The organism is Metabacillus idriensis (assembly GCF_050483325.1).
GTDB classification, from domain to species: Bacteria; Bacillota; Bacilli; order Bacillales; family Bacillaceae; genus Bacillus_P; species Bacillus_P idriensis_A.
Window position 1 is genome coordinate 21,737 of sequence record NZ_JBCMYF010000029.1, and the last position, 24,488, is coordinate 46,224.

General features: G+C 37.5%; 23 protein-coding genes and 3 pseudogenes. 14 read left to right on the forward strand and 12 right to left on the reverse strand.

What is annotated here, in order from left to right:
- Window positions 1–81 precede the first annotated feature (81 nt).
- Window positions 82–402, forward strand: coding sequence for a hypothetical protein (locus ABEQ24_RS16135; RefSeq protein WP_430007743.1), 321 nt, complete (start codon window positions 82–84; stop codon window positions 400–402).
- Between the two features lie 189 nt (window positions 403–591).
- Here ABEQ24_RS16135 and ABEQ24_RS16140 read toward each other — a convergent pair whose 3' ends face one another.
- Window positions 592–1,140, reverse strand: a complete 549-nt coding sequence (locus tag ABEQ24_RS16140) for a GNAT family N-acetyltransferase (protein ID WP_430007744.1) — start codon at window positions 1,138–1,140, stop codon at window positions 592–594.
- A gap of 277 nt (window positions 1,141–1,417) precedes the next feature.
- Between ABEQ24_RS16140 and ABEQ24_RS16145 the strand changes: the two genes are divergently transcribed.
- Complete coding sequence (locus ABEQ24_RS16145) at window positions 1,418–2,890, forward strand: protein adenylyltransferase SelO (RefSeq protein WP_430007745.1); 1,473 nt, start codon at window positions 1,418–1,420, stop codon at window positions 2,888–2,890.
- 127 nt (window positions 2,891–3,017) lie between these two features.
- On the opposite strand, the gene ABEQ24_RS16150 is transcribed toward ABEQ24_RS16145, so the two are convergent.
- On the reverse strand, window positions 3,018–3,374 hold the full coding sequence (locus ABEQ24_RS16150; RefSeq protein WP_430007746.1) for a hypothetical protein: 357 nt from the start codon (window positions 3,372–3,374) through the stop codon (window positions 3,018–3,020).
- Window positions 3,375–3,484: 110 nt separating this feature from the next.
- Here ABEQ24_RS16150 and ABEQ24_RS16155 point away from each other — a divergent pair, with 110 nt between their 5' ends.
- Both ABEQ24_RS16155 and ABEQ24_RS16160 read left to right on the forward strand, forming a co-directional pair.
- Window positions 3,485–4,021 (forward strand): topology modulation protein, encoded by a 537-nt coding sequence (locus ABEQ24_RS16155; RefSeq protein WP_430007747.1) that lies wholly within the window; start codon window positions 3,485–3,487, stop codon window positions 4,019–4,021.
- Entirely contained in the window at window positions 4,021–4,575 is a 555-nt protein-coding gene (locus ABEQ24_RS16160; protein WP_430007748.1) for a GNAT family N-acetyltransferase, read from the forward strand. Before ABEQ24_RS16155 ends, ABEQ24_RS16160 begins: the two co-directional genes overlap by 1 nt.
- A 168-nt stretch (window positions 4,576–4,743) precedes the next feature.
- Here ABEQ24_RS16160 and ABEQ24_RS16165 read toward each other — a convergent pair whose 3' ends face one another.
- Window positions 4,744–5,664: an NAD(P)-dependent alcohol dehydrogenase gene (locus ABEQ24_RS16165; RefSeq protein ID WP_430007749.1), complete on the reverse strand. Its 921-nt coding sequence runs from the start codon at window positions 5,662–5,664 to the stop codon at window positions 4,744–4,746.
- A gap of 877 nt (window positions 5,665–6,541) precedes the next feature.
- Here ABEQ24_RS16165 and ABEQ24_RS16170 point away from each other — a divergent pair.
- Entirely contained in the window at window positions 6,542–6,718 is a 177-nt protein-coding gene (locus tag ABEQ24_RS16170; RefSeq protein ID WP_430007750.1) for a hypothetical protein, read from the forward strand.
- A 271-nt stretch (window positions 6,719–6,989) separates the two neighbouring features.
- Here the strand turns inward: ABEQ24_RS16170 and ABEQ24_RS16175 are convergent, their stop codons facing one another.
- Entirely contained in the window at window positions 6,990–7,127 is a 138-nt protein-coding gene (locus tag ABEQ24_RS16175; protein WP_430007751.1) for a hypothetical protein, read from the reverse strand.
- A 226-nt stretch (window positions 7,128–7,353) separates the two neighbouring features.
- Window positions 7,354–7,764, reverse strand: coding sequence for a MerR family transcriptional regulator (locus ABEQ24_RS16180; RefSeq protein ID WP_430007752.1), 411 nt, complete (start codon window positions 7,762–7,764; stop codon window positions 7,354–7,356).
- A gap of 301 nt (window positions 7,765–8,065) precedes the next feature.
- Between ABEQ24_RS16180 and ABEQ24_RS16185 the strand changes: the two genes are divergently transcribed.
- A complete protein-coding gene (locus tag ABEQ24_RS16185; protein ID WP_430007753.1) occupies window positions 8,066–9,286 on the forward strand; it encodes a multidrug effflux MFS transporter in 1,221 nt (406 codons plus the stop codon).
- A 109-nt stretch (window positions 9,287–9,395) separates the two neighbouring features.
- Here the strand turns inward: ABEQ24_RS16185 and ABEQ24_RS16190 are convergent, their stop codons facing one another.
- Window positions 9,396–10,115 (reverse strand): FadR/GntR family transcriptional regulator, encoded by a 720-nt coding sequence (locus tag ABEQ24_RS16190; protein WP_430007754.1) that lies wholly within the window; start codon window positions 10,113–10,115, stop codon window positions 9,396–9,398.
- A 155-nt stretch (window positions 10,116–10,270) separates the two neighbouring features.
- Here ABEQ24_RS16190 and ABEQ24_RS16195 point away from each other — a divergent pair.
- From ABEQ24_RS16195 to ABEQ24_RS16205, 3 genes and pseudogenes are all read left to right on the forward strand, one after another.
- Window positions 10,271–11,661, forward strand: a pseudogene (locus ABEQ24_RS16195) (FAD-binding oxidoreductase).
- A gap of 4 nt (window positions 11,662–11,665) precedes the next feature.
- Window positions 11,666–12,640: a bile acid:sodium symporter family protein gene (locus ABEQ24_RS16200; protein WP_430007755.1), complete on the forward strand. Its 975-nt coding sequence runs from the start codon at window positions 11,666–11,668 to the stop codon at window positions 12,638–12,640.
- Between the two features lie 157 nt (window positions 12,641–12,797).
- Window positions 12,798–13,643, forward strand: a complete 846-nt coding sequence (locus ABEQ24_RS16205) for an aldo/keto reductase (RefSeq protein ID WP_430007756.1) — start codon at window positions 12,798–12,800, stop codon at window positions 13,641–13,643.
- A gap of 150 nt (window positions 13,644–13,793) precedes the next feature.
- On the opposite strand, the gene ABEQ24_RS16210 is transcribed toward ABEQ24_RS16205, so the two are convergent.
- Window positions 13,794–14,081, reverse strand: coding sequence for a substrate-binding domain-containing protein (locus ABEQ24_RS16210; protein ID WP_430007794.1), 288 nt, complete (start codon window positions 14,079–14,081; stop codon window positions 13,794–13,796).
- A 39-nt stretch (window positions 14,082–14,120) separates the two neighbouring features.
- Between ABEQ24_RS16210 and ABEQ24_RS16215 the strand changes: the two are divergent.
- Window positions 14,121–14,855, forward strand: a pseudogene (locus ABEQ24_RS16215) (IS110 family transposase); the annotation flags it as partial.
- A 364-nt stretch (window positions 14,856–15,219) separates the two neighbouring features.
- On the opposite strand, the gene ABEQ24_RS16220 reads toward ABEQ24_RS16215, so the two are convergent.
- Complete coding sequence (locus ABEQ24_RS16220) at window positions 15,220–16,071, reverse strand: LysR family transcriptional regulator (RefSeq protein WP_430007757.1); 852 nt, start codon at window positions 16,069–16,071, stop codon at window positions 15,220–15,222.
- Between the two features lie 151 nt (window positions 16,072–16,222).
- Here ABEQ24_RS16220 and ABEQ24_RS16225 point away from each other — a divergent pair, with 151 nt between their 5' ends.
- Both ABEQ24_RS16225 and ABEQ24_RS16230 read left to right on the forward strand, forming a co-directional pair.
- Complete coding sequence (locus ABEQ24_RS16225; RefSeq protein WP_430007758.1) at window positions 16,223–16,867, forward strand: DsbA family oxidoreductase; 645 nt, start codon at window positions 16,223–16,225, stop codon at window positions 16,865–16,867.
- 42 nt (window positions 16,868–16,909) lie between these two features.
- Window positions 16,910–18,028 carry an NADH:flavin oxidoreductase gene (locus ABEQ24_RS16230; protein ID WP_430007759.1) on the forward strand — a complete coding sequence of 373 codons (1,119 nt, stop codon included), beginning with the start codon at window positions 16,910–16,912 and terminating at the stop codon, window positions 18,026–18,028.
- A 359-nt stretch (window positions 18,029–18,387) separates the two neighbouring features.
- Here the strand turns inward: ABEQ24_RS16230 and ABEQ24_RS16235 are convergent, their stop codons facing one another.
- Window positions 18,388–18,714: a GlpM family protein gene (locus tag ABEQ24_RS16235; RefSeq protein ID WP_430007760.1), complete on the reverse strand. Its 327-nt coding sequence runs from the start codon at window positions 18,712–18,714 to the stop codon at window positions 18,388–18,390.
- A 148-nt stretch (window positions 18,715–18,862) separates the two neighbouring features.
- Between ABEQ24_RS16235 and ABEQ24_RS16240 the strand changes: the two genes are divergently transcribed.
- Complete coding sequence (locus tag ABEQ24_RS16240; protein ID WP_430007761.1) at window positions 18,863–19,738, forward strand: LysR family transcriptional regulator; 876 nt, start codon at window positions 18,863–18,865, stop codon at window positions 19,736–19,738.
- A 323-nt stretch (window positions 19,739–20,061) separates the two neighbouring features.
- Here the strand turns inward: ABEQ24_RS16240 and ABEQ24_RS16245 are convergent, their stop codons facing one another.
- The gene (locus tag ABEQ24_RS16245; protein WP_430007762.1) at window positions 20,062–20,694 is read right to left on the reverse strand and encodes an FMN-binding negative transcriptional regulator; all 633 of its coding nucleotides are present in this window, start codon (window positions 20,692–20,694) and stop codon (window positions 20,062–20,064) included.
- 132 nt (window positions 20,695–20,826) lie between these two features.
- Between ABEQ24_RS16245 and ABEQ24_RS16250 the strand changes: the two are divergent.
- Window positions 20,827–22,205 (forward strand): annotated as a pseudogene (locus tag ABEQ24_RS16250) (PLP-dependent aminotransferase family protein).
- A gap of 263 nt (window positions 22,206–22,468) precedes the next feature.
- Here the strand turns inward: ABEQ24_RS16250 and murI are convergent.
- Together murI and ABEQ24_RS16260 are read right to left on the reverse strand one after the other, a co-directional pair.
- Window positions 22,469–23,239 carry a glutamate racemase gene (gene murI / locus ABEQ24_RS16255; protein ID WP_430007763.1) on the reverse strand — a complete coding sequence of 257 codons (771 nt, stop codon included), beginning with the start codon at window positions 23,237–23,239 and terminating at the stop codon, window positions 22,469–22,471.
- Window positions 23,240–23,370: 131 nt separating this feature from the next.
- A complete protein-coding gene (locus ABEQ24_RS16260; RefSeq protein WP_430007764.1) occupies window positions 23,371–24,456 on the reverse strand; it encodes an NAD(P)H-dependent flavin oxidoreductase in 1,086 nt (361 codons plus the stop codon).
- Window positions 24,457–24,488: the final 32 nt, after the last annotated feature.

Sequence of the window (24,488 nt, forward strand, 5' to 3'; positions counted from 1 at the left end):
AGGATCGCCACTTTAGATTGAAGTAAGAGGCAGGTTTTTCGAAAAATGTAATTACTTAACAAAATACTAGGGGGGATATTATTGGAAACTAATATTCAATCGTCTCGTAATGTTGAATTAGTAACCAAAAAAGAAATGAGGTTAAGAAAGTTAATAAATTTAATAGGTGCATTCATTTTTGGAGGTTCAGTTTTAACAAGCATTACAAATCCAATTCCTTCGAATGAATATAAAGGTTTTTTATTGTTTATTTTTGGAATTGCTATTATTCATTATTTTTTAGTGAATATATATTTCCTAGGGCGATTTTGGAGAAAAGTGTTTTATTTAAGTCTAATCTTTCTAAGTGGTTTTAGTATATTTATGATTTTTTATCTTGCAACTCATGCAACGGCACATTAACTAGAGACCTTATACTTTGCACTGCTAAATATGTAGCATGACAGTTTTAAAGACTTAAATCAACAAAAAAACGGATACAAATTGCTGTGCAATTTAGTATCCAATTCTGCTGCATTTTGTTGGTTTCTCCCTTAATGGAACCCGTTAAAAGGCTATATAGTTAGCTGCGAGGTACGCCTTTATAAGGTTTTAGTTGGTTTTTTCAACCTGTTTTTTACTGCGTAAAACCGTAATAAAACCATCCAGTATATCATGGCTGACAGAAAATCCTTTGCGTTTGTAGAATTCCAGGGCGTTGTCATTGCCATTTGAAACAAAGATAAAATAATCTTCGATATCCTCAAATTGCTTCAGCCATCCCATCGACATATTGAAAAGTTTAGATCCAACCCCATACTGCCGGTACTTCTCTTTAATATAAAATTGAGACAGACATCCTACATGTTTTTGGCTGACAGAAGTAAGATCAAAAAAAGTGGCGAATTCATTTGAATATGTTTCTTTTGGGGAGATGTTTGAATAAACATAACCGACTGTTTTTTCTTCATCTTTTACTAACACAATATAATTACATATAGCTTTTTTTATTGAGGGGACCAGCCTTGTCTCAAAATTCATGCTGTCAAACAATTCCGGTGTTATGTATGATTTCGACTTTTGAAAGGCCATAAGTTCGTTGCATATCTCTCTGCAGTGTTCAATTTCATCTTCAGTGATGATTTCATAATGCAAGTTCATTTTTTCACTCCTTTTATTGGAATTTTTCTTACTGGATAAGGGCTCAAACACATTAACTTTAATTCTATTCTAATACAAAAGGGAAAGTGAATCAGAATATTTTCCCTTTTATTACTGAAAATCAGTCCATTGGAGAATGAACATTATAGTTAAAACAAATCACGATGAGTGAAAATAATGACTGAATAGGATACTATGGAGTGAAATAGAGGTTACTAAATCGTGATTATTCACTTTTAAACGTACTGGAAAGACAAATTGAAGAGAAGGAGATACGATGACAAATAAAAAAGAAATAAAAACAGGCTGGAACTTCGACAACAGTTACGCCAATCTGCCCAGCTCTTTTTTTGCCAGTGTTAATCCTAACCCTGTTAGTTCACCTGATCTGATCATTCTTAATGCCCCGCTTGCAGCTGAACTTGGATTGAATATTCAGGCCCTTCAAAGTGAAGAAGGAGCAGCGGCGCTTGCCGGAAATCAGGTTCCTGAAGGTGCTGTGCCTCTTGCTCAAGCCTATGCCGGGCATCAATTCGGCCACTTTACTATGCTTGGGGACGGACGTGCGATGCTGCTTGGTGAGCAGATTACTCCCGAAGGTAAGCGGGTTGATATTCAGTTTAAGGGTTCAGGCAGAACACCGTATTCCCGCGGGGGAGATGGCCGGGCGGCACTTGGACCGATGCTGCGCGAATACATCATCAGTGAAGCCATGCATGCTCTTGGGATTCCTACAACCCGCAGCTTGGCTGTAGTGTCAACAGGTGAGCAAGTCATCCGTGAAACGGCCTTGCCTGGTGCGATTCTTACGCGTGTGGCAGCAAGTCACCTGCGATTCGGGACGTTTCAATACGCTGCAAAATGGGCCACCGCCGAAGAACTTCGGTCCTTGGCAGACTATGCATTAATGCGTCATTATCCAGATGTTGAAGAGGATGAGAACCGATATCTTTCCCTTCTTAAGGAAGTGATCAAACGTCATGCGATGCTGATGGCTAAATGGCAGCTGGCTGGCTTTATTCACGGGGTGATGAACACGGATAACATGACCATTAGCGGGGAAACCATTGATTATGGTCCTTGCGCCTTCATGGATGCCTATGATCCGGAAACGGTATTTAGTTCCATTGATGTTCAAGGCCGTTACGCATTTGGCAATCAGCCGTATATTGCCGGCTGGAACCTTGCGAGATTTGCTGAAACGCTGCTTCCGCTGCTGCATGACGAAGATGAACAGGCAATCAAGCTTGCACAAGATGCCATTTCAGAATTTATAGAACTGTATAGCACAAATTGGCTCGCGGGAATGAGAGCCAAACTGGGATTATATAATGAAGAGCAGCAGGATGAAACTCTTATTGAAACCCTGCTGAGTATGATGAAAGAGCATCGTGCTGATTATACCAATACGTTCCGTGCTTTAACTTGTGATAACCTTAATGAACATGTACTGTTTAAGACTGAAGAATTTGCCCAATGGAATGAGCTGTGGCAGGCCAGACTTGGCAGACAGGATGAAGATGAAGCAGCTTCCAGACAATTGATGAAAGCGAGCAATCCTGCGGTGATCCCGCGTAACCATCGAGTAGAAGAGGCATTAGAAGCTGCCGTCGAACGTAGCGACTACACCGTGATGGAACGGCTGCTGGGTGTACTGTCAAATCCATATGCGCACTCTCCCCAACAGGAGGAATACTGTACACTGCCGCCGGAATCATCGGGTCCTTACAGAACTTTTTGCGGGACGTAATAAAACTTTTTTCAACGTATGCCCACTTTTCATAAAAGTGGGTTTTTAATTATGACACAGGCGGTACCAAATTTTTTGAGCAGTTTTTTTGAAGAAAATACGTTTAAAATTTGAAAAAAGCGTGAAATCACGCTTTTTTACTGTCGTTTTTTACTTGTAAATTTCCTTTGTTAAACATAATCAGCCCATTTATCCGTTCATAAACGGCATATAAAGGATACATCAGACCCAAAAATACGATGATAGAAGGAATCTTTTCAATAACAGGCAGGAAACCAGACAGCAATGTGGTTAATTTTTCAGTTAAGAAAATAAATAAAGGAATGACTGCCAAAATCCCTAATAATAAATAGGGGGTCACTTTGGTTTCTTTTAATTTCGTTCTGCAAGACGGACACTTCATCGTAAAGGGGGAAGAAAAATCTTCAAAGTCATCAAGTGTTATCGCTTTTTGACAATTTGGGCAAGGCACAGACGTTTTCATAGAATCTCCTATTTAACTAATTTCCTTTAGTATAATTGTCAAATACATATACAGTAAATCATAGATTTAAAGAAATTTTGCTTTTAAAAAGGAAGGAGATGGATTAATCAATGAACAGGATTATGGTGATGGGAGTCTCCGCAGGAGCAGGGAAGTCCACGTTTGCAAGAAAATTAGGCGAACTGTTAAATATAAACGTTCATCATCTTGATGTTTTATACTGGAAACCAAATTGGGTAGAAGCTACGCTAGAAGAATTTGCAGCTGATCAGCAGAAAATTGCTGCCCAAAATCAATGGATTATAGAAGGCAATTATCAAAATACCTATGACATCAGGGTTCAGAATGCAGATACGATCATTTATCTGGAACTTCCATTAATGATCTGTTTATATCGTGTTTTTAAGCGCTGGATCCTAAATGTTGGTAGGACCAGGCCTGATATGGGGAAGGATTGCAAGGAAAAGTTAGACTGGGCTTTTATTAAGTTCATCTTTACGACTTATTATCCACGAAAGAAAAAAATGAAAGAAAGATTACAAGCATTCAAAGGAACGGGTTCTGAAAAAAAGGTCATTGTTTTAAACAATAAGAAAGAGATCCGCTCTTATCTTGAAACTTTATCTCTAAGAGGGAGGGAAAGTTGATGGAGAAGGAATTTCCAGCAATCGAAACCAAAAGATTAACTTTAAGAAAAGTAACCGCAAATGACGCTCAAGATATGTTCTCATATTTATCCGATCAGGATGTCGTCAAACATATGGGGCTCGAACCTTGCCGGACAGTCAATGATGCAATGGATGAGATTAAGTGGTATCAATCCATTTACAAAGGTGGTACTGGAATTAGATGGGGAATTACACTAAAAGATGTTGATAAGGTGATAGGCAGCTGTGGTTTTTTAAATATGTCAGCTAAACATTACCGGGCTGAAATCGGCTTTGAACTAAGCAAGGATTACTGGGGAAAAGGAATAGCCGGTGAAGCACTGGAAGCTGTCGTGAAGTATGGCTATGATCACCTTCAATTAGAAAGAATTGAAGCTCTAATTGAACCTGCTAATTTTCCATCACAAAAAGTAGTAGAAAAACAAGGCTTTAGAAGAGAAGGTTTACTGAGGCATTATGAATTTACTTGCGGCAAATTTGATGATTTATATATGTATTCATTGATAAAAGGAGATATTAAGCTTAATTATTAGGGCTGGAAAAACATCCCTCTTTTAATAAGGTTGAGAAAATAAAAAAAGGAACTGACATGTATGTTTATCTCTCCCAGTCAGTCCCTTTTCTAGAGATTCATATACGAATTCATAATAATCTTTTTGCTGAGGCTTTTTAGGGATTAGAACTTGGAACGTTGCTCAGAATTACCTGGTATGGTTTAAAGTAATTACAACATTGCCCTTCTTATGGCCATTTTCTACATATCTGTGAGCTTCAGGGACTTGTTCCAGAGGGTAATGCCGGTCAATGACGGGCTGTATTTTCCCTGACTCAATAAGCTCTTTGAGGAAAAGTAAATCCTCAATACGTTCCTTTGCTATCCCTTGCCCTAATACAGAGACGTATATTCCATTCGGTGTGAGTGCTTTTTTGCAATTTGCTTTAGAATTTTTTCCGACTGCATCAAAGATCAGATCATATAGCTCTTCTCGCTCTGTAAAATCCTCTTTAGTGTAATCAATTACCTTATCGGCTCCCAGTGATTTCACCAGTTCTAAATTTGAGGTACTGCATACTCCGGTTACGATTGCACCAAAGGACTTGGCCAGTTGAACTGCGGAAGTTCCTACTGCGCCAGACGCTCCAAAGATCAGTACGTTGTGGCCGGCTTGAATCTTTCCTTTTCTAAGAAAATGCAAGGCGGAAGTTCCTCCAAAAAGAACGGCAGCCGCTTCCTCAAAGCTCAAATTTGCAGGCTTTATTGCCACCGGCCCATCTTCGGGCAGACATGCATATTCCGCATAACCGCCGAAGTTCATCCCAGTCATGGCAAAAACCTGGTCACCTTCTTTAAATCTTTTAACATGTCTTCCTATTGAAACAATTTCTCCCGCTAATTCTACCCCTAAAATAGGTTTTCTTGGTTTTCTGATGCCTAAATATAATCGCATGGGCACCCAGTACAAAATAGGGCTTTCGAATTTTCGCACTCTGCAGTCTCCCGACGTTACAGTTGTAGCATGAACCTTTACTAATATCTCGTTGTCCTTGGGGGTAGGTTTTGTAACATCTTGAAGCTGAAGAACCTCGGGTGATCCGTATTGTGTGCATACAATTGCTCTCATAGGTTTCCTCCATCAATTCCTTGATCTGTCCATTTTAAGCTTATGAAATACGGAACATAAACATGTCTCGTACTTGTAAACATCTAGTGTTAAAATTCCAGGATTATTCACCCCCACACTAGTAACTTCGGTCGTGAGCTGTGCAAACGTATAGGTATAATAAAATTAAAGAATTGGTCTTGGACAATTATTAAGTAGAAACTGGAAATTTGAACCAAGCTTTTGAACAATCAATGAATGAAATTGGTGTTTTTTTTCATAAGGCAGAATATCGGATGTTAAAATGGAAATAACAGTTATTCTGTTAAAAGGCATGATAGAAGAATAAGGGTTAATATCGAAGTGCAGTGAAATAGTAAATCTCGAGGGGGAAAACGTTACTTTCGCGAAGATTAGAGCAGCTGGAGATCCATATAGCTTAGATTTTAGAATTGAGATTGGTGTGACTTAAGCATACCCACCCAGATTTTTTGGAATAGGAAATAGTAAACTCAAGTAAAGCAGAAAACACATAATTGCCCACAATACAAAACGAGGACAAAAAAAAGATGAAAATGAATAAAAGCAGCCGTAAGAAGAACTCCTTTAGAAATATATGCAGGGAGTTTAGAGATGAAATTTTATTTGAATTAGTATGGAGCATCTTATCGTTTATTCCAAGAATGATGTTTCGCATAATAAAAAGCATTTTTAGTCACTTTTAAACAATTGATGGCTTTGCCTGCTAAGGGCAGGATAGTTTAGAGAGTGGAGATTAAATATAAATCAATTTTATTTTTCTTTAAAAAAAGCGGGTCTGATATTTAAGGGGCATGCAGAACAAGGAGAGGTTGATTTTATTCATCTTGAAACGGATGAGAATGGAATCACACATTCAGTGGATGTGAATACATTTGAAACGCTCTTCGGGGATGTAGAAGGAAATCAAAGCTATGAAACCTTGTCGGGATCTCATACTTTTATATTGGGAGATATGGAGTACACTATGACAGCAGAGAAAATGGGTTATCAAAAGTATTTCGATAAATGGAAAGAGCAAGGATTGATTAACTAATATGTGCTGAGCCATTTTAAGGCGGAGGCGATATTGTGGCGTCAGCAGAATAACCATCTTTATTATTGGCTCGGAGTATAAACTCTGAGCCCTTTTTAGGATTTGATTTATGATCAATCTGCAAGGCAATATACACAATAATTTGCAGCTTCATTATGAATCTACGTGCGGCAAATCTTAATTATTCTAATGTGGGCTAAAAGGCTTGTGAAAATGATAAGGGGACTGGCATGGAAGTGTATTACCTTCTAGTCAGCCCTTGTTTTAGTGATTAATATTCAATTTCATCGTAATCTTTTGGCTGAGGTACTGGCTGCCCATTTTCGATTTTGGTGATATCATTCACTGTTTCAAGTTCTTCCTGAGGCTCTTCAGTATGCTGCTTATCTTGTTTATTTTCTTTTTTCATGATGGTTTACTCCTTTCATATAGAATCAACAATCTTTATTTAAGCTTTCCATGCCTTTAAAGAAAATACATCCAATTAGAAACAGGTTTGGTTATGAGGTGCAAAACATTAAAACTGCATATTAAATCACGCATTGTTTAACACACTAAATAGCAGCATATTGGTATGATCAAAAATAGAGCCGCCTACCCTTGCAAATCTTATTTGCAGGTTAGGCGGCTCTATTTTAATTAAACTGGCCAATTGCGTTGTTTTTATGAATATCTTCCGTTCCGGCCTCTAAGGCAGTCTTATAATAATTGCATTTGTGATTTATGATCTCCATAGTCTTGTTCAATTCTTCCAATTGTGCTTCTACAGCAGCTTTACGTTCTAAAAACATGTCATATCTTTGTTGCAGGCTGGAATCCCCATCAGTACACCAATCAATAAAATGTTTAATTTCTTTAATAGGCATCCCGGTGGATTTAAGGCATTCAATAATTTTTAGAGCTCCGATATCGGATTCTTTAAACAGTCTAGTTCCGTTAGGTGTACGCTCTACAAAAGGCAAAAGTCCCTCCTTGTCGTAGTAACGTAAGGTATATGTGGTAAGGTTTAATTCTTTTGCCGCTTCACTAATAGAATATTTGTTCATTGTGTCACTCCTATTCTTAGCAATTATAGACTTAGAGTTAACTCTATGACGCGAATGAATTTTATCATGGTTATTGCTGAGTGTCAAAATCACCTTAATAAAAGGAGATATAGCTATATAAATGTACTGCGATCTTATATGACTAGTTCATTTATCACCTGAACGAATGAGAAAAAAATACAAATAAACCACTTGACTTAGAGTTAACTATAAGGATTAACATTGCTTTGCAAGAAGAAAGATGCCTTTAGCAGCGGTCCCCGTGTCAAACAAAATAGAATGCCAAAGGAGCTGTAAGTAAATGGAATATAAAACCAATAACCATTCTTTTAGAACTGCCCTGCTGTTAGCAGCATTTTCAGCTCTTGGGCCATTTACCGTTGATATGTATCTTTCATCGCTGCCACAAATGATGAATGATTTTAATACAACAGCATCTTTAATACAAGCGAGCCTGACTGCAAGCTTGTTAGGGTTAGGTCTTGGTCAGCTCGTTGCAGGTCCTTTAAGCGATGTACATGGCAGACGTAAGCCTTTGCTGATTTCGATGCTGCTCTATTTTCTCATATCTATAGCATGTGCGTTTTCGCCAAACATCGGTATGTTTGTTGCTTTGCGCTTCATTCAAGGATTTGTCGCTTCTGCAGGGCTTGTTATTTCACGTGCGATTGTTCGTGATCGCTTCAGTGGAGTAGAAATGGTCAAATTTATGGCCCTGCTGACGATGATTAGTAATGTCGCTCCATTGATTTCCCCTACGGCTGGAAGTGCAGTGACTACGTTCACTACATGGAATGGCGTGTTTGTTTTTCTCGGTTTTTTAGGGCTTATTTTAACAGGCATAACCACATGGGGAATAAAAGAAAGCCTGCCTGCTGAGAAGCGAGTTCCCGGGAATTTCGGGGAAGTAGTAAGAAACTATGGTTCCCTGCTTCGAGATCGGAGCTTTATGGGGTATGCGCTTGTCAATGGAATATTGTTCTCTGGTGTGTTCGCCTATGTTGCCGGCACTCCATTTATTTATCAAAATATGTATGGAATATCGCCTCAACTATTTTCGGTTCTTTTTGCATTAAATGGTCTTGGAATTATCCTGGGATCACAGCTTGTCAAACGACTAGCCGGGCGAATGGACGAACACAGTATTTTTCGGATCGGACTAATTTTAGCTTTTATCACTACCGCTGCCATCTTAATTGTCGTGCTCGTTCACGGACCTTTCGCTGCTTTGTTCCTTGCAATTTTCTTATTCGCAGCAGCCATTGGAATGATCGGACCAGTTTCATTTACACTTGCTATGGAATCACAAGGGCATATTGCCGGGAGTGCGGCTGCCGTATTGGGCACTCTTCAATTTGCATTAGGGGCCGTCACTTCTCCTTTAGTAGGCATCGCAGGAGAAAATTCTGCTGTTCCATTTGGAATAACAATTTTTATGACAAGTGTACTTGCTGTTGTCTCATACTTAACCTTGCTTAGAAGGTCATCAATAGCTTCACAATACGATGAAAAGGTTATTTAACAAAAAAATAGGAGGATCTAATATGAAGACAGCTACACTAAACAATTGTGTTTTAGCAAAATGAAGAAAACCAGCACCCGCCACCATAATAAATCCCACATGTTTTACGTCATATCGACTCACCTAAATCAGCTATAAATGTCTCACTCAATTCACTTCTGATCCGTGTAATGTGCTCTTCGACAAGGATTCTGGCCTGAGCCGCATTTCCGGAAGCGATGGCAAGATAGATTTCTTTATGCTCATCAAGTGTATCTTGAGCGCGGGCTGGATCAGCGAGTCGGTGGCGCCGGGTTGTGCGGATGGTATCTTCCATGTGCTCAGTCATGGAGTGAATCAGTTTAATAAATAAAGTATTGTGTGTAGCATTTACAATAGCCAGGTGAAAGTGAAGGTCTGATTCCAGTCCTGATTCTACATCATTTTTTGAAGCCGCCATTTGTTCGAGCGCTTTACGCATTTTTTCTAAGTCTGATGATGTCGATCTTTGCGCAGCCAAAAAAGCAGATTCTGCTTCGAGTGCCCGGCGAAGCTCGAGCATTTCATAGACCAGATGATTTTCAGCTTTAGTGATGACAGAAGATAATTCCTCTGTCGAAAGGGAAAATTCTGTTGATTTGATATAGCTTCCGCCGCCTCTGCGAATGTCGATTGCTCCCCGCAGCTCAAGCATGCGCAAAGCTTCTCTGATCGATGTCCGGCTTACGTTGAACCTGCTTGCCAGTTCACGCTCAGACGGCAGCTTATCACCTGGATTTAAATCACCGTTCAAAAAATATTCTCTGAGCTGATCTACAATCATTTCGTAAGTTCGTTTAATTGGTTTCAATGAACCTTCACTCCTTAAAGAGTTGTTGTATTTTTCAGATAATTAAGTATAATGGAAAGTGGTTAGACCAATTCGATATTGGTAGTACCTATTTCATCATTATAAACGATTTATTGCAACCGATTACATATTTAATTTTTGAGGGAGAGAGCGAAATGAATGTAGAGATGGCAAATCTGGCAGAAGCCTTAAAACAAATCCTTCCTGAAAGTCAGGTCTCGATTAATCCGACAGTGAGGGAGCAGCACAGCAAAGATGAATCGTATCACACACCAAGTCTCCCTGATCTGGTAGTTTTTCCTGAAACGACTGAGCAGGTAAGCGAGATTATTAAACTAGCGAATACCTATCAAGTGCCCGTTGTGCCGTTTGGACTTGGCTCAAGTTTGGAAGGGCATGTGATTCCGTATGATTTGGGGATTACGATCGATTTTTCTCTTATGAATAAAATTCTTGAAGTAAGAGAGCAAGATTTCCTTGTTAGAGTCCAGCCTGGCGTTCGCGCTCACAATTAAATAAGGAACTGAAAAAATATGGCCTGTTTTTCTCCGTTGATCCGGGTGCTGATGCAACTCTTGGAGGGATGGCTGCGACGAATGCGAGCGGGACAACTTCAGTCCGCTATGGTGTCATGCGGGATCAAGTGAGAGATCTGGAAACGGTTCTTGCTGACGGAACGATCATTCACACAGGAAACTTGGCTGAAAAATCTTCTTCAGGCTATCATTTGAATGGGATATTCGTAGGGTCAGAGGGAACGCTTGGCTGTTTTACGGAGCTTACCCTTAAGGTTTACGGCATTCCTGAGCACGTTATGGCGGCAAGAGCCTCTTTTCCAACAGTCAATGATGCTGTTCAGGCGGTGGTCTCTATCTTGCAGGCCGGAATCCCGATCGCAAGAGTAGAGCTGGTTGATGAGCCATCCATGAAGCAGGCTAATCTGTACAGTGAAACAGACTATCTGGAAAAACCGACTCTCTTCCTGGAATTCCATGGTAATGAAGCTGGACTTAGACAGGACGTTGAGTTCACGAAAGACCTTGTAGCCGATCTGCATTGTGAACTCATTGAATTTGAAACGGATAATGCAGCGAGAAATAAGCTGTGGGAAGCAAGACACCATCTGGCCTATGCGTATGTTCATGGATTTCCCGGGAAAAAGCTGATGGTGACAGATGTCTGTCTGCCTATTTCTGAGCTTGCTGGGGCGATCCGAACTGCAAGGAAAACCATTGATGAGCTCGGCCTTGACGGGGGGATTGTCGGACACGTCGGCGATGGGAACTTTCATGTTCTTTTAATGCTTGATACAACTGATCCCCTTGAAGTAAGCAAAGCGGATCAACTAAATGAAACCATTGTGCTTTATGCGCTTGAACGCGGAGGAACATGTACGGGCGAGCATGGAGTCGGAATAGGGAAAATGAAATATCAGGAAAAAGAGCATGGGGAAGCGCTGCGTGTCATGGAAAAGATCAAGCAGGCTCTAGATCCTCAAAATATCCTGAACCCAAATAAAATTGTCCGCATAAAAGGGGAGGGCTGATCCTATGAAGATACTCGAAGCCATCAGCACCATAGCCGGAAAGTATTTTGCCGTTTGGGTCATTTGCGTCGCGTTTATCGCCTTTTTGATACCTGATCCTTTCCTATGGCTGGGAGGGTACATTACGATTTTACTCGGAATTGTCATGTTTGGAATGGGATTAACACTAAAAGCAGTAGATTTTAAAGTAGTCGCAACAAAGCCGATTCCAGTCATCATTGGGGTTTGCGCTCAATTTGTGATTATGCCGTCAGTCGCATTTTTGCTTGCCTATGCGTTAAACCTGCCGCCAGAATTAGCAGCTGGATTAGTTCTATTAGGTTCTGTTCCTGGAGGTACGGCATCTAACGTGATGGTTTATTTAGCAAAAGGAAATCTTCCATTATCCATTGCGATGACGTCATTATCAACGTTACTTGCACCTATTGCAACACCATTGATTTTACTGATGCTTGCAGGACAATGGATGCCGGTTAATCCGATGTCCATGTTCTTGTCGATCATTCAAGTCATTATCATCCCGATTATTTTAGGGATAACGATCCGCAAGCTTTTCCCGGCAGCTGTTGATAAAAGCATTTCCGTGATTCCGCTGATTTCTGTGCTTGCGATTATTATTATTGTTTCCGCAGTCGTTTCTGCGAATGCTGACAGCATTATCACATCAGGACTTCTTATTTTCACTGCTGTTATTCTTCATAACACATTTGGGTTATTGCTTGGATATCTGACCGCAAGATTACTTGGACTTGATGAAGGAACAAGAAGAGCGATATCAATTGAAGTCGGCATGCAGAATTCTGGACTCGGGGTTGCGCTCGCAACTGCACATCTTGGTCCGCTTGCTGCATTGCCAAGTGTACTTGGAGCCGTTTGGCATAACATTTCGGGCCCTATACTTGCAACCTATTGGTCAAAGAAACCGGTTGTAGAGGACATTAAAAAGTGGTCTGAACAGCCGGCTGATGTAAAAATGTAAAAAAAACACAAATAGCCATCTAATTTTTTTGAATTAGATGGCTTCTTTTTATTCATTACAACAGTTCATTTCGCGGCTGTCCAAAAAGTTCTTAAACGATGGAATCCACTCAGATTTATGCTAATCTTTAAATATTACTGAAAAGGAGTGATCGGCTGTGGGGACATCAGTTCCGGAACTAATACTTAACGATGGTTTCAATTTACCTGCTATTGGTTTAGGTACATATACGCTCAAGGGTGATCAAGGTGCATATGCTATACAAAAGGCTATTGATGATATAGGCTATCGGCTAATTGATTCTGCCTATAATTATGAAAACGAAGGTACTGTAGGTGAAGCAATTAGACGCAGTTCTGTTCCAAGAGAAGAATTAAGAATTACCTCAAAACTGCCGGGACGCTACCAAAAGTATAAAAAAGCTGTTTTAACCATTCAAGAATCTTTATATCGTGCAAATTTAGATTATTATGATTTATATCTTATTCATTGGCCTAACCCTAAACAAGATACCTACGTTGAAGCTTGGCAGGCATTAATCGATGGTAAAAAGCAGGGTCTAATTCGTTCTATAGGTGTATGTAATTTTTTGCCCGAGCATATTGAACGTTTAGAAAAAGAAACAGGCATTAAGCCAAGCATAAATCAAATCGAGCTACATCCATTTTTTAATCAAGAAATACAAAGAAAATGGCATGAAGAGAATAATATTAAGACACAATCATGGAGTCCATTGGCCCGTTCAAATAAGTTGTTACAAAATCATACAATTCAAAAGATAGCCTATGATCATAAAAAGTCAGTTGCACAAGTTATTCTGCGTTGGCATTATCAACTGAATGCCATTGCCATTCCAAAATCTTCATCTCCTGTCAGGCAGCTTGAAAATATTTCGATTTTTGATTTTTCTCTGGATGAAAGAGAAATGAGCCTTATTTCAGGATTAACACGTTCCGAAGGCAGGATGAACAATCAAGATCCTGCTGTATATGAAGAATTTTAAACTAATAGAATGTCATTAACTATCAGCATTTCTGCAGGTCTCATGCTAATCTAAAAAAGCCGATCTCATTTGATCGGCTTTTTCTTTGTATTAGTATCAATGAGTTTAGAGGAGAAGGACCTGTAGTATACAGGAATGACAAAATTTAAGTTATACAGTATTTCTCTCAATCAACTTCACTGCCATTTCTTCGTGAAAGATTCTTTCTTTTTTGTGTGCCTGTAAAAAGAGTTTTTGTCCAATTTCAAACAGCGGTATTTCAAACGTCGTAAGATTCATTATTTCTGCAATCGGCTGGTTATCAAATCCGACAATAGCAAGATCATCAGGTACAGAGATATGAAGGAGGTTACATAGATTTAATATCCCGGCTGCTACTTGATCACTTGTGACGAGTAAAGCAGTAGGCGGTTTTTTCATTTTTGTGAAACGATCCATCACTCGTTTGGCATCTTCTAAGTATAGGCAGCCTTCAATATGAATTATAACCAAAATGAAAAGATTGCTCAAATTACTTCTGAAACACTGATTATAGGTGTAGATATCGCGAAGTATAAGCATGTAGCTCGTGCTCAAGACTTTAGAGGCCTAGAGTTTGGTGTACCTTGTCACTTTGAAAATACCAAATCACATTTTGATCTTTTTTTAGGCTGGATAAAACATTTGATGGAACAACACGGCATGCATAAGGTGATTATAGGAATGGAGCCGACAGGTCATTATTGACTCAACCTCGCTCATTTTCTTAAAGAAGAGGAGATTAAGTTTGTCGTGGTAAATCCTATGCATGTGAAGAAGTCTAAAGAATTAGATGATAATTCTCCTACCAAAAATGATGTAAAGGACGCAAAAGCCATTGCACAGCTAGTCAATGATGGAAGATATGCCGAACCTAATATTCCACAAGGAGTTTATGCAGAACTTCGAGTGGCAAGGAAAATACGCGATCTCTTATTTGTTGACTTACAAGCTGTGCAGGGGCAAATTCATAACTGGTTAGATCGATATTTTCCTGAATTCCTAACAGTGTTTAAGGATTGGGAAGGAAAAGCAGCACTACAATTATTAAAGTTAAACGTATTACCACATGAGTTAGAGATAGTCTCGGAACAAGAGATCCTCATTCACCTCAGAAAAGCTGTAAAACGTGCGGTTGGACTCAGTAAAATTGAAGAACTTAAACGAGTAGCCAAAGACTCTATCGGTATTCGGGCATGTCATGGTATTTAGACAACGTTTAGAAGAGATGCAGAGTTTCCTTAATTTTTTTAATACCAAACAAGTAACCGAAAAATTAAGTATAGGAGACATTGTTAAATTATTTTGATACCTTAATAACTATTGGCGAGGCTGTATTTGAAAATATTGGAGTGTGCATATAAAAGAAATGAGAAAGGCGAATTTTATAAGATTGAAAATTATGACTGAGAACGTTATTTAAACTGGTAATTGAAAAAGGAGCATATTAGCTCCTTTTTTTATTGCTATTACAATGTTAATTTTTTGTTGTTATTAATGCTTTAGATAATCCGTATTCATAAAGAATACAATTAAATGTTACTTGGCTAATAAAAGATTATTCCCATCCCTTAGCATGTTCTCTTATCAATTCAATCATTTTTACAATAGCTGGTGAGAGCCATTTATCTTTGTGATAAGCAAGGAAAGTAGAAATGGCAGGATGATCTGGCGATACTTCTTCACCCGACAATTTGTTTGCTATTAGCTCTTCTTTTACTGAGAAATAAGGAACGAGTGAAATACCAAGACCACTTCTAACACACTGCTTTATAGCCTCAATACTTTGAAAGTCGAGACTCTCCTTTACATCCATTTGCTTGTAATTTATATAGTGTTCAAAAACAGATTTATAACTGCATGATCGTTCGGTATATAGCACTGTACTAAAGTCTTCAACGTCGTTAGGGCGTATTAGAACCATTTTTTCTCTTTTCAGATTTTCTGTAAAAAGTTCTGGAAGGGATAAATCATCTTTCTCAAGTATCAATGCAAGATCAATATCTCCATTTTGTAAGTATGATGTTACATCATAATTATCGATTGATTTTAAAGAGAGATTAACCGTCGGATATAATCTCTTATATTCAAGTAGTATTGGGGGGATACGGCCTATTGTGAGTGATTCAGAAATACCTATAATAAGATTCCCTATCGGCTCATCATTGGTGTTTAAAGCCTGTGAATATAAATCAATGATTTTGGCCGCATACGGTAAAAAGTGGTGACCATATTGAGTCAGCACCACTTTTTTACCTAGTCGATCAAATAAGGGTTTTCCCAATTCTCTTTCTAGTTCTTTAATATGTGTGGTAACGGACGATTGAGCATAACCGAGATGATCAGCTGCTCGTTTAAAGCCATCTTTCTCTACAATCGTTTTAAATGTGACCAGATGTCTGAGCTCCATATTGTTTCTTCCTTCCTTAGTTCAATTTTAATGAACGTTACGTTCAAATATATCTATTTTACTAATTGTATATTGTCTATTATTATAAGGGCATAACAAGTTTGTTATCAATAGTAACAAATTAATAATGTTAAGAAAGGCGGTATTATAAATGACGGTAAAGATAAAGGTATATTCTGATTATGTTTGTCCTTTTTGTTTTCTAGCTGAACAGCCATTGGAGGAAGCAATTAAAGGAAAGGATGTAGAAGTAGAGTGGATGCCTTATGAATTGCGTCCTTTCCCGAATGAAACTCTAAAACCTGAAGGGCACTATCTACAGAATACTTGGAGACAATCTGTTTATCCTATGGCAGAAAGAATGGGAGTTAATATAGTACTGCCAAAAGTTTCTCCTCAACCTTATACTCATTTGGCATTTGAAGGCTATCAATATGCGAAGGAGAATGGGAAGGGAACTGAATATAACGAACGTATACTAAAAGCCTTTTTCCAAGAAGAACAAGATATCGGTAATATTAATGTACTTACCAAGCTAGCTGGTGATGTCAATTTAAATACCGTTGAGTATAGAGCAGCTCTAGAAACGAGAAAGTATCGGGAAGCACATCAACAAGCACTTCATCATGCATATGAAGAAGCAGATATCTCTGCAGTGCCCACTTTTATTATTGGTGATACAAAAGTGGCTGGCATTCGTTCTAAAGAATCTCTTGAAGAAATTATTGAAGAAGAAATTAGTAAAAAGCAGCCTGATTTTCCAGAGGGTATGGCGTGCGGAATTAATGGTTGCTAATTTAAAAATTGACAATATTAAATACAGAAGGAGTTTTATATTATGACAAACAACAATTTACTTTTCGAAACCGTGAAATTAGGTAGTATTACAATTGACAATCGTGTGGGTGTTGCTCCAATGACACGCACAAGTGCTACACCGGAAGGTGTAGCAACTGACGAAATGGTTAATTATTATGCGAAATTTGCTCGTGGGGGATTTAGTTTAATCATAACTGAGGGAACATATCCAGATGATACTTATAGTCAAGGATATTTCGATCAACCTGGTATCATTAATGACGAACAAATTAAGGGTTGGCAAAAGGCTACAGATGCTGTTCATCAAGAGGGTGGAAAAATATTTCTTCAATTAATGCATGCTGGTGCCTTATCTCAAGGAAATCGTTTTGTAAAGGACAAAATCGGACCATCAGTGGTTGAACCAAAAGGACAACAAATGAAGGTTTATGGTGGTAATGGTAAATTCCCAGTACCTAAAGAAGCAACAAAAGAAGATATTAAAGTGGTAATTAAAGGTTTTGCTGAGGCTGCAAAGAATGCTAAGAAGGCTGGTTTTGATGGAGTTGAAATCCACGGTGCAAATGGATATATCCTAGATCAGTTCTTAACAGATTATGCAAATAAACGAACTGATGAATATGGGGGCACTACTGAAAATCGTGTTCGTTTATTAGTAGAGGTTTCAGAAGCAGTGCGTGAAGCAGTTGGAAAAGACTATCCAGTTGGTATTAGAATTTCTCAAGGTAAAATAAATGACTATTATCATAAGTGGGCCGATAAAGAGAAAGACGCTGAAATTATTTTTGGTCAGTTAGGACAAGCAGGGCTAGACTTTATCCATGTAACAGAATTTGAAGCATGGCAGCCTGCATTCTCTGAAGACGAAGGAACAAATGCTGCGGGAACTGGAGCTACTCTTGCAGCATTAGCTAAAAAGTACAGCAAATTACCTGTTATCGCAAACGGAAGCCTTCATGACTCAGAAAAAGCAAAAGAAATTATCGAGAAAGGTGAAGCAGATGTTATCACTTTAGGTCGTGGAGCACTTGCTAACCATGACTGGGCAAACAAAGTAAAAAATGGAGAACAACCAGACGAATTTGTACCAGAAAAGACATTAAGCCCTGATGCTAAAATCAAAGGGTTTGAAGTGTGAATATTCTCTATACAACAAAGATTTATTAAAGAAATGCCATGTTTGTTGGGCGCCTTACCTCTGCTAAGAATAATTAAATTTTGGTCTTAACAAGGTTACTTTTTTCTAAGTAGATTCCATTACGATATTTATTTTCAAAGTTATATGTATATGAATCTATAAATTTGGCTAGACTAATAACGTATTTCCCCTGTTCGAATCAATTTGAGAATCCTTTGCAAATCTGCAAAGGATTCTTTTTTATTCAGTGCTATTTATTATAAATAAGATTATTTAATGCGAAATATAGGAAGCTAATAACCCCAGCAGAATGGTCAAATTATTAAGAAACAATGTTTTATGTACCCATTTGAGCTTTATTAAGAGAAAAAATACTTACATCCAACCATGTAAAGAGTATAAATAATAAATGCACTTATTACAGCATATAAAGGCTTAAACCAATTTGTCAGTATAAAAATAAGACTAATTAATATAACTGCACCAAAAGAGCCAAAAATAGCATTTTTTTGAGTCACTCTAAAATCTGTAATGTTCATATTTCTCATTTGTAATTGAATATTAACTAATGTCATGATGGGTAGTAATGTGATAATACCTGATAAAAACAAATATCTCGACTTACTTAAAAGCGAAGCACATACCATGATGGTTCCCCCCAAGAAAAACTGTAAAATATAAGCCACTATTTCCTCTCCTTATCATCTGTCAATTGAATATCAACTTTAATATGAAATGATCTCGGTTTTTATTTTATTTTCTGAGGATATATAAGTAAACTAAATATAAGTAATAGTAGATATAAGAAAACATTATGTCATAAGGAAGGGTTAAATGAGTCTAAAAAAATATAGTGTTTATATTAAAGTAGTCGAAGTCGGGAGTTTAACAAAAGCAGCCGAAATGTTGAACTACACACAACCAAACATTAGTCAGATGATTAGCAGCTTAGAAGAAGAATGTGGTTTTCCATTATTAATAAGGCAAAAAAATGGTGTTAAGCCTACGAAAAATGGTCTAGCAGTGCTGCATGCCATGCGAGAAATTCAAAGAGGATATGAAAAATTATCGGAAACAGTTAATCAAATTAATGGATTAGAAACAGGGAAAATTCGTATTGGAGCTTACACAAGCATAGCTACAAACTGGATTCCAAAAATATTAACTGAATTCAAAAATTTACATCCTTTTATAGAGATTCAAGTATATGAAGGAAACGTATCTGAATTAAATCACTGGCTAGAAGAAGATCAAATAGATTTTGGAATTGGTACATCCCATAATGATAAGTGGGACTTTCAACCTTTAGTTGAAGATCCCATTCTTGTCATTATGAGTCCGCATCATAAATTAGCTAAATTAAACTTAATAACCCTGGAAGCAATAGAATCTGCAGAATTTATTCTACCGTATTCAGATTCACATTTTGAAGTGCATAATGTATTTAAAAAAGAGCAGATATTACCTAAAATTGCATATCAAGTCAGAGGCGATGAAACGATTATTGCGATGGTAAAGAATAACTTAGGAATAAGCTTATTTCCAAACTTGTTATTAAGTAGATGTAATGAAGATATAGTAATTAAGCCTTTTGAGATTAATGTTTCTAGACAGATTGGAATACTAATGCATACAAAAAAACATGCACAAACACCATCCGTTAATAAAATGATCCACTATATCAATGAATGGGTAGAGAAAAATAACTAGACTATAAAAATAGTAAAAATTCATAAAAATTTTTTCATTCAGGTATGCATATTATATAAAAAACTAGGTTGTATATTTACTCCTTTAAGAACCAATCACAAAAAAGAACCCTTCTGAAAGTAAGGGTTCTAGCTATGTCAGGTTTCCGTCATCTGCAGTTTTTTATACAGAGTTCCTCTTAGAAAATATAGTATTTAAAGCAAGAACACAGAGAATAGCTCTAGAACAATATAAAAACAACCAGTTATGCGATTTTGTAACTTTGAACTTACCTTACTAAACAGGGGCCTTAATATAAACAAACCCAAAAAATATTAAACCAATCAATTAAATAACTCTTTACGTTGCTCGCGCATCCACTGTGCAACCTGAATTTCCTCTTGTTCATGTGATTTTTCAAGCTCTTTAACAATCAATTTATAATCGGTTTCATTGCGATTCTGACTCATTTTAGCCATACCTTGAATAGATGTAATTTCAATTTCAAGGCCAACTATCCCTTTCATTTCGCTCTTAAGCAACTCTGGGTCAAATGTATCCCAGGTCCGACCATTATCTCGGTGGGACTCATAGTGTTTATGCATAACATCCAAAGCCAATTTCAGCTCATCTCCATTGATGACACGCGCTATTCCATACGCATGTACAGCTAGATAGTCCCACGTAGGAACCTCTTCACATTGATACCAACTGGATGAAAAATAAGCGTGTGGCCCTTGGAAAATGAGTAATACATCGCTGTTATTGTCTAAATTTTTTTTCTGCATGTTTCCGTATGCAATGTGACCAGTCACATAGATTTTCCCTTCCTCTTCTCTAATTTCCAAAGGGATGTGCGTAGCCAAAGGGCGATATTTGTAAACAGTAATCAATAAAGCAAACGGATTGGACTTCATAATTTGAACTGCCTCATCATGATTCATACGATATTGCTTAGGAATGTACACAATGATCATCCTTTCAACTTGTATTGCAGTTTTTTTAAATGTAAGTATTAAAATAAATATCTGATAGAAAGATAATTTTATACAAACTGACATAAAAAAAGGTACAATAACAAACAAACATACATGACAGAGAGGCTGCAAATGAATAATACCATCTTTACTTTTAAAGATAACTCTCCAAAATACAAACAAATCCACGAAAAATTTAAATCTTTTATTGAACAAGGAGATATTCTGGCAAATGAGCAATTGCCCTCCGTTCGTCAACTTGCAGATTCCTTACAAGTAAGCCGTAATACAACTTTAATGGCATATGAACAGTTTGTTGCTGAAGGGTATATTCGTGGAGAGGGACGAAAAGGTTATTTTGCAAATGAGTTAGAACCCCTAATATTTCAGGAGATATAAATTCTCATAATAAAGAGCAAATGGAGTCGAAGAAACCTCCAGTGGTTAATTTCAGGGCAGATGCTGTGGATCAAACACATTTCCCACTGAAAATTTGGAGAAGAATTTCCAATCAAGTATTAACACTACAGGATAGCTTTCGATACGGAGAACCATTTGGGGAAAAATGCCTGCGTGAACAAATCTCCACATATCTATTTCAATCACGCGGAGTAAAAACAAATGCAGATGCAATTACTGTTGGAAGTAGTACCCAACAAATGCTTGTATATCTTGGACATGTAATGAAGGATGAATTCCAGAATATTATAGTTGAAGACCCTGGTTATGATGGTGCTAAGGAGGCTTTTCAATTTCATCGTTTTACATTTGAAACTTTGCCTGTTTATGAAACAGGTGCTGATCTTTCACAATTAGAACAAATGAAATCACGATTAATATATGTAACCCCCTCCCATCAAAGTCCAATTGGAGTAAGCATGTCTATTCAACAACGGCAAATGCTTATTCATTGGGCTAACGAGATCCGGGGATATATTATCGAAGATGATTACGATAGTGAGTTTCGCTACACACAAAGGCCATTCCCTGCTCTTGCGTCTATTGATTCTGCAAGAGTTATCTATCTAGGGAATTTTTCGAAGGCATTTCTCCCGGGAATCCGTTTAAGTTATATGGTGTTGCCCCAACCCATTTTAAATCATTATAAAGATAAATTTCTTCAATTTGAAAGTACTACTTCAATTCTTAGCCAACTCACAATGGCTAAATTTATGGAAGAGGGGGAATGGAATCGCCATATTAAACGCATGCGTCTGGTTTATAAACGAAAAATGAAGCACTTAGTATCAATATTGAAAAAAGAGTTTGATCGAAGTATCTCCATTATTGGTCAACAGTCTGGATTGTACTTATTAGTGAAAGTACATCTTAATCACTCAGAAGAATGGTTAATCAGGCAGGCTTCCTTTTATGGCGTTAAAGTTTATCCGATCTCACTTTACGTTATAAAAAACAATTCCGATAAACCAATTATTAAGCTTGGCTTTAACAATCTTTCTCAAGATGAAATTACGAGAGGTGTGAAACTCTTAAAAAAGGCTTGGTCATAAAAACCTTCTCATAGTCCTATTAGTAGCTTAATGCTGACAACATATTTCCTTTTAATAAAGTCTATTGTTAAATAAATGACAGGTTAATATGGAGGTCGTATTACAGTTCGAAACGATAATGTGTTAAGGAAAAAGGTTAAGTAATTATATAAAGTATAAAGAGAAAAAATAAACACGCCTAAATAAAACTGTTCTTATTCTAAAAGTCAATTATTATTCGCTTAATTCAGATATAGACACGCTTTATTTATTGTTTGGTTTACTTAATGCATTTTGAGTACTTTTAATGCATTCTTCATCTTTATTATATAGTTCTTATCCTGGTTAGAACATTGAAACGAAATACCATTGATTCCATTTTGGCTTAATAAATCTTTTTCTTTTAGAAGGTTAGAAAGTCTTTCTATGGTACCCTTATTACCATCAATAAGATGAATGTGAGGGGGCAGCAATTTCTTTAATATAGGCTTATAATAAGGGAAATGAGTGCAACCTAAAACAACCGTACCATATTGGTTTAAATCAAATTCTTCTAGCTTGGAACTAAAATACGGACTTAATTCATCCCAATTAAAGTTTAGCTCTTCACAGAATTCAACTAATTCTGGGAGAGGTAATGGGTCAACAATTGAATCTTTATCAATCCTGGTGATTAATTTTCTATATTTCAATTCTTTTAATGTTAAGTCTGTAGCACAAACAAGCACTCTTTTATCCATTGAACTACTTAATTTAATAGCAGGCTTTTCAGCAGGCTCCATTCCAATGATTGGAATATCGTAAGTAGACCTTAATTCGTTAATAGAGATGCTAGTAGCTGTATTACAAGCAATAACAAGGGCTTTAACCTCTTGCTTAAGGATATCTTCTACTGCAGTTTGGACATGTTTATTTACTTCTTCTTTTGTCTTGGTTCCATATGGGACGTTGCGTGTATCAGCATAATATAAAAAATCTTCGTTTGGAAAATGTTTTATTGCTTCATTTAATACTGATATTCCTCCAATGCCAGAGTCAAAAAAGCCAATTCTCATGTTGTTCACCTTACAATTCAAATATTTTTTCACATCATTTATTATACCTTTAGAGTAAATGATTGAATAGGAAAAGCCCAATTCTATAGATTCAAACGATAATTACTATAGAAAGAGGCTTATTTGTTGATTTAACTATAATTGAGTGTTTTTAGAATATTTTCTGCTTGTTGCATAGTAGCTTTCACTAGATCAGCTGCTGTTTTATCTCTTTTTAATAGCCTTGTACTTTGACCGCACCATAAAGACATATACTCTCTATTACCTAACTTAGCTGCAGCTTTTCGAATATCTCCCGTAATGGTATTTTGTGTAGGAAAACATAGAGGTTGAATCTTAGAAGTTTCAAACTCCTTAATAAAAGTATTGGCTATTCCTCGCGCGGGACGACCTGAGAAATGTTTAGTGAGAACCGTGCTTTCTTCATTACTTTCGTGAAGAGCCTCTTTATAACAAGGATGTGCTCCAGATTCTTGTGTCGCTAAAAAGGCCGTTCCCATTTGTACACCACTCGCTCCCAAAGATAAAGCCGCAATTAATCCTCGTCCATCCATAATTCCACCAGTGGCAATGACAGGAACATCCACTTGATCCACTATTTGAGGTACAAGTGAAAAGAGCCCAATATTAGCTCCGTAAGGATGCTCATTTACATCAAATGTTCCTCGATGACCACCTGCTTCACTTCCTTGAGCTATAATCACATCCGTCCCCTGTTCTTGTGCAGTTAGGGCTTCTTTGACTGTTGTAACCATTGTCATAACTTTTATGTTATTTTCTTTTGCTATTTTCATCGCATAAGGTGGAAGAACACCAAAAGCTGTGCTTACGATAGGTACTTGTTCTTCTACCAATACTTTAAACTGCTCTTTAAATAAATTTTTAGTTTTGACTTCCTGTTCAACACGCTTAATAGATAAAACGCCTCGCATCGTATCTAATAATTGCTGAACCTCTTCTAACCCACCCGTATTATCTGCCATTTCAGTAGCAAAAAGATTAACGGCAAAGGGCCTTTTGGTATATTTTCGAATCTCTGTCACAGCTTGTCGGATATCCTCTGGATGCATATAAGCAGCACCTAATGTTCCAAGCCCCCCTGCTTTACATACGTTTACAATGAGATTTACTGTTGTAATTTTATCTCCCGCCATACCAGCCTGTATAATGGGTACCTTAATATCTAAAATTTCACAAACACGATTATCTAAATTCATTTTTCTCCCCCAGGTTATGAAGTAGACTACAC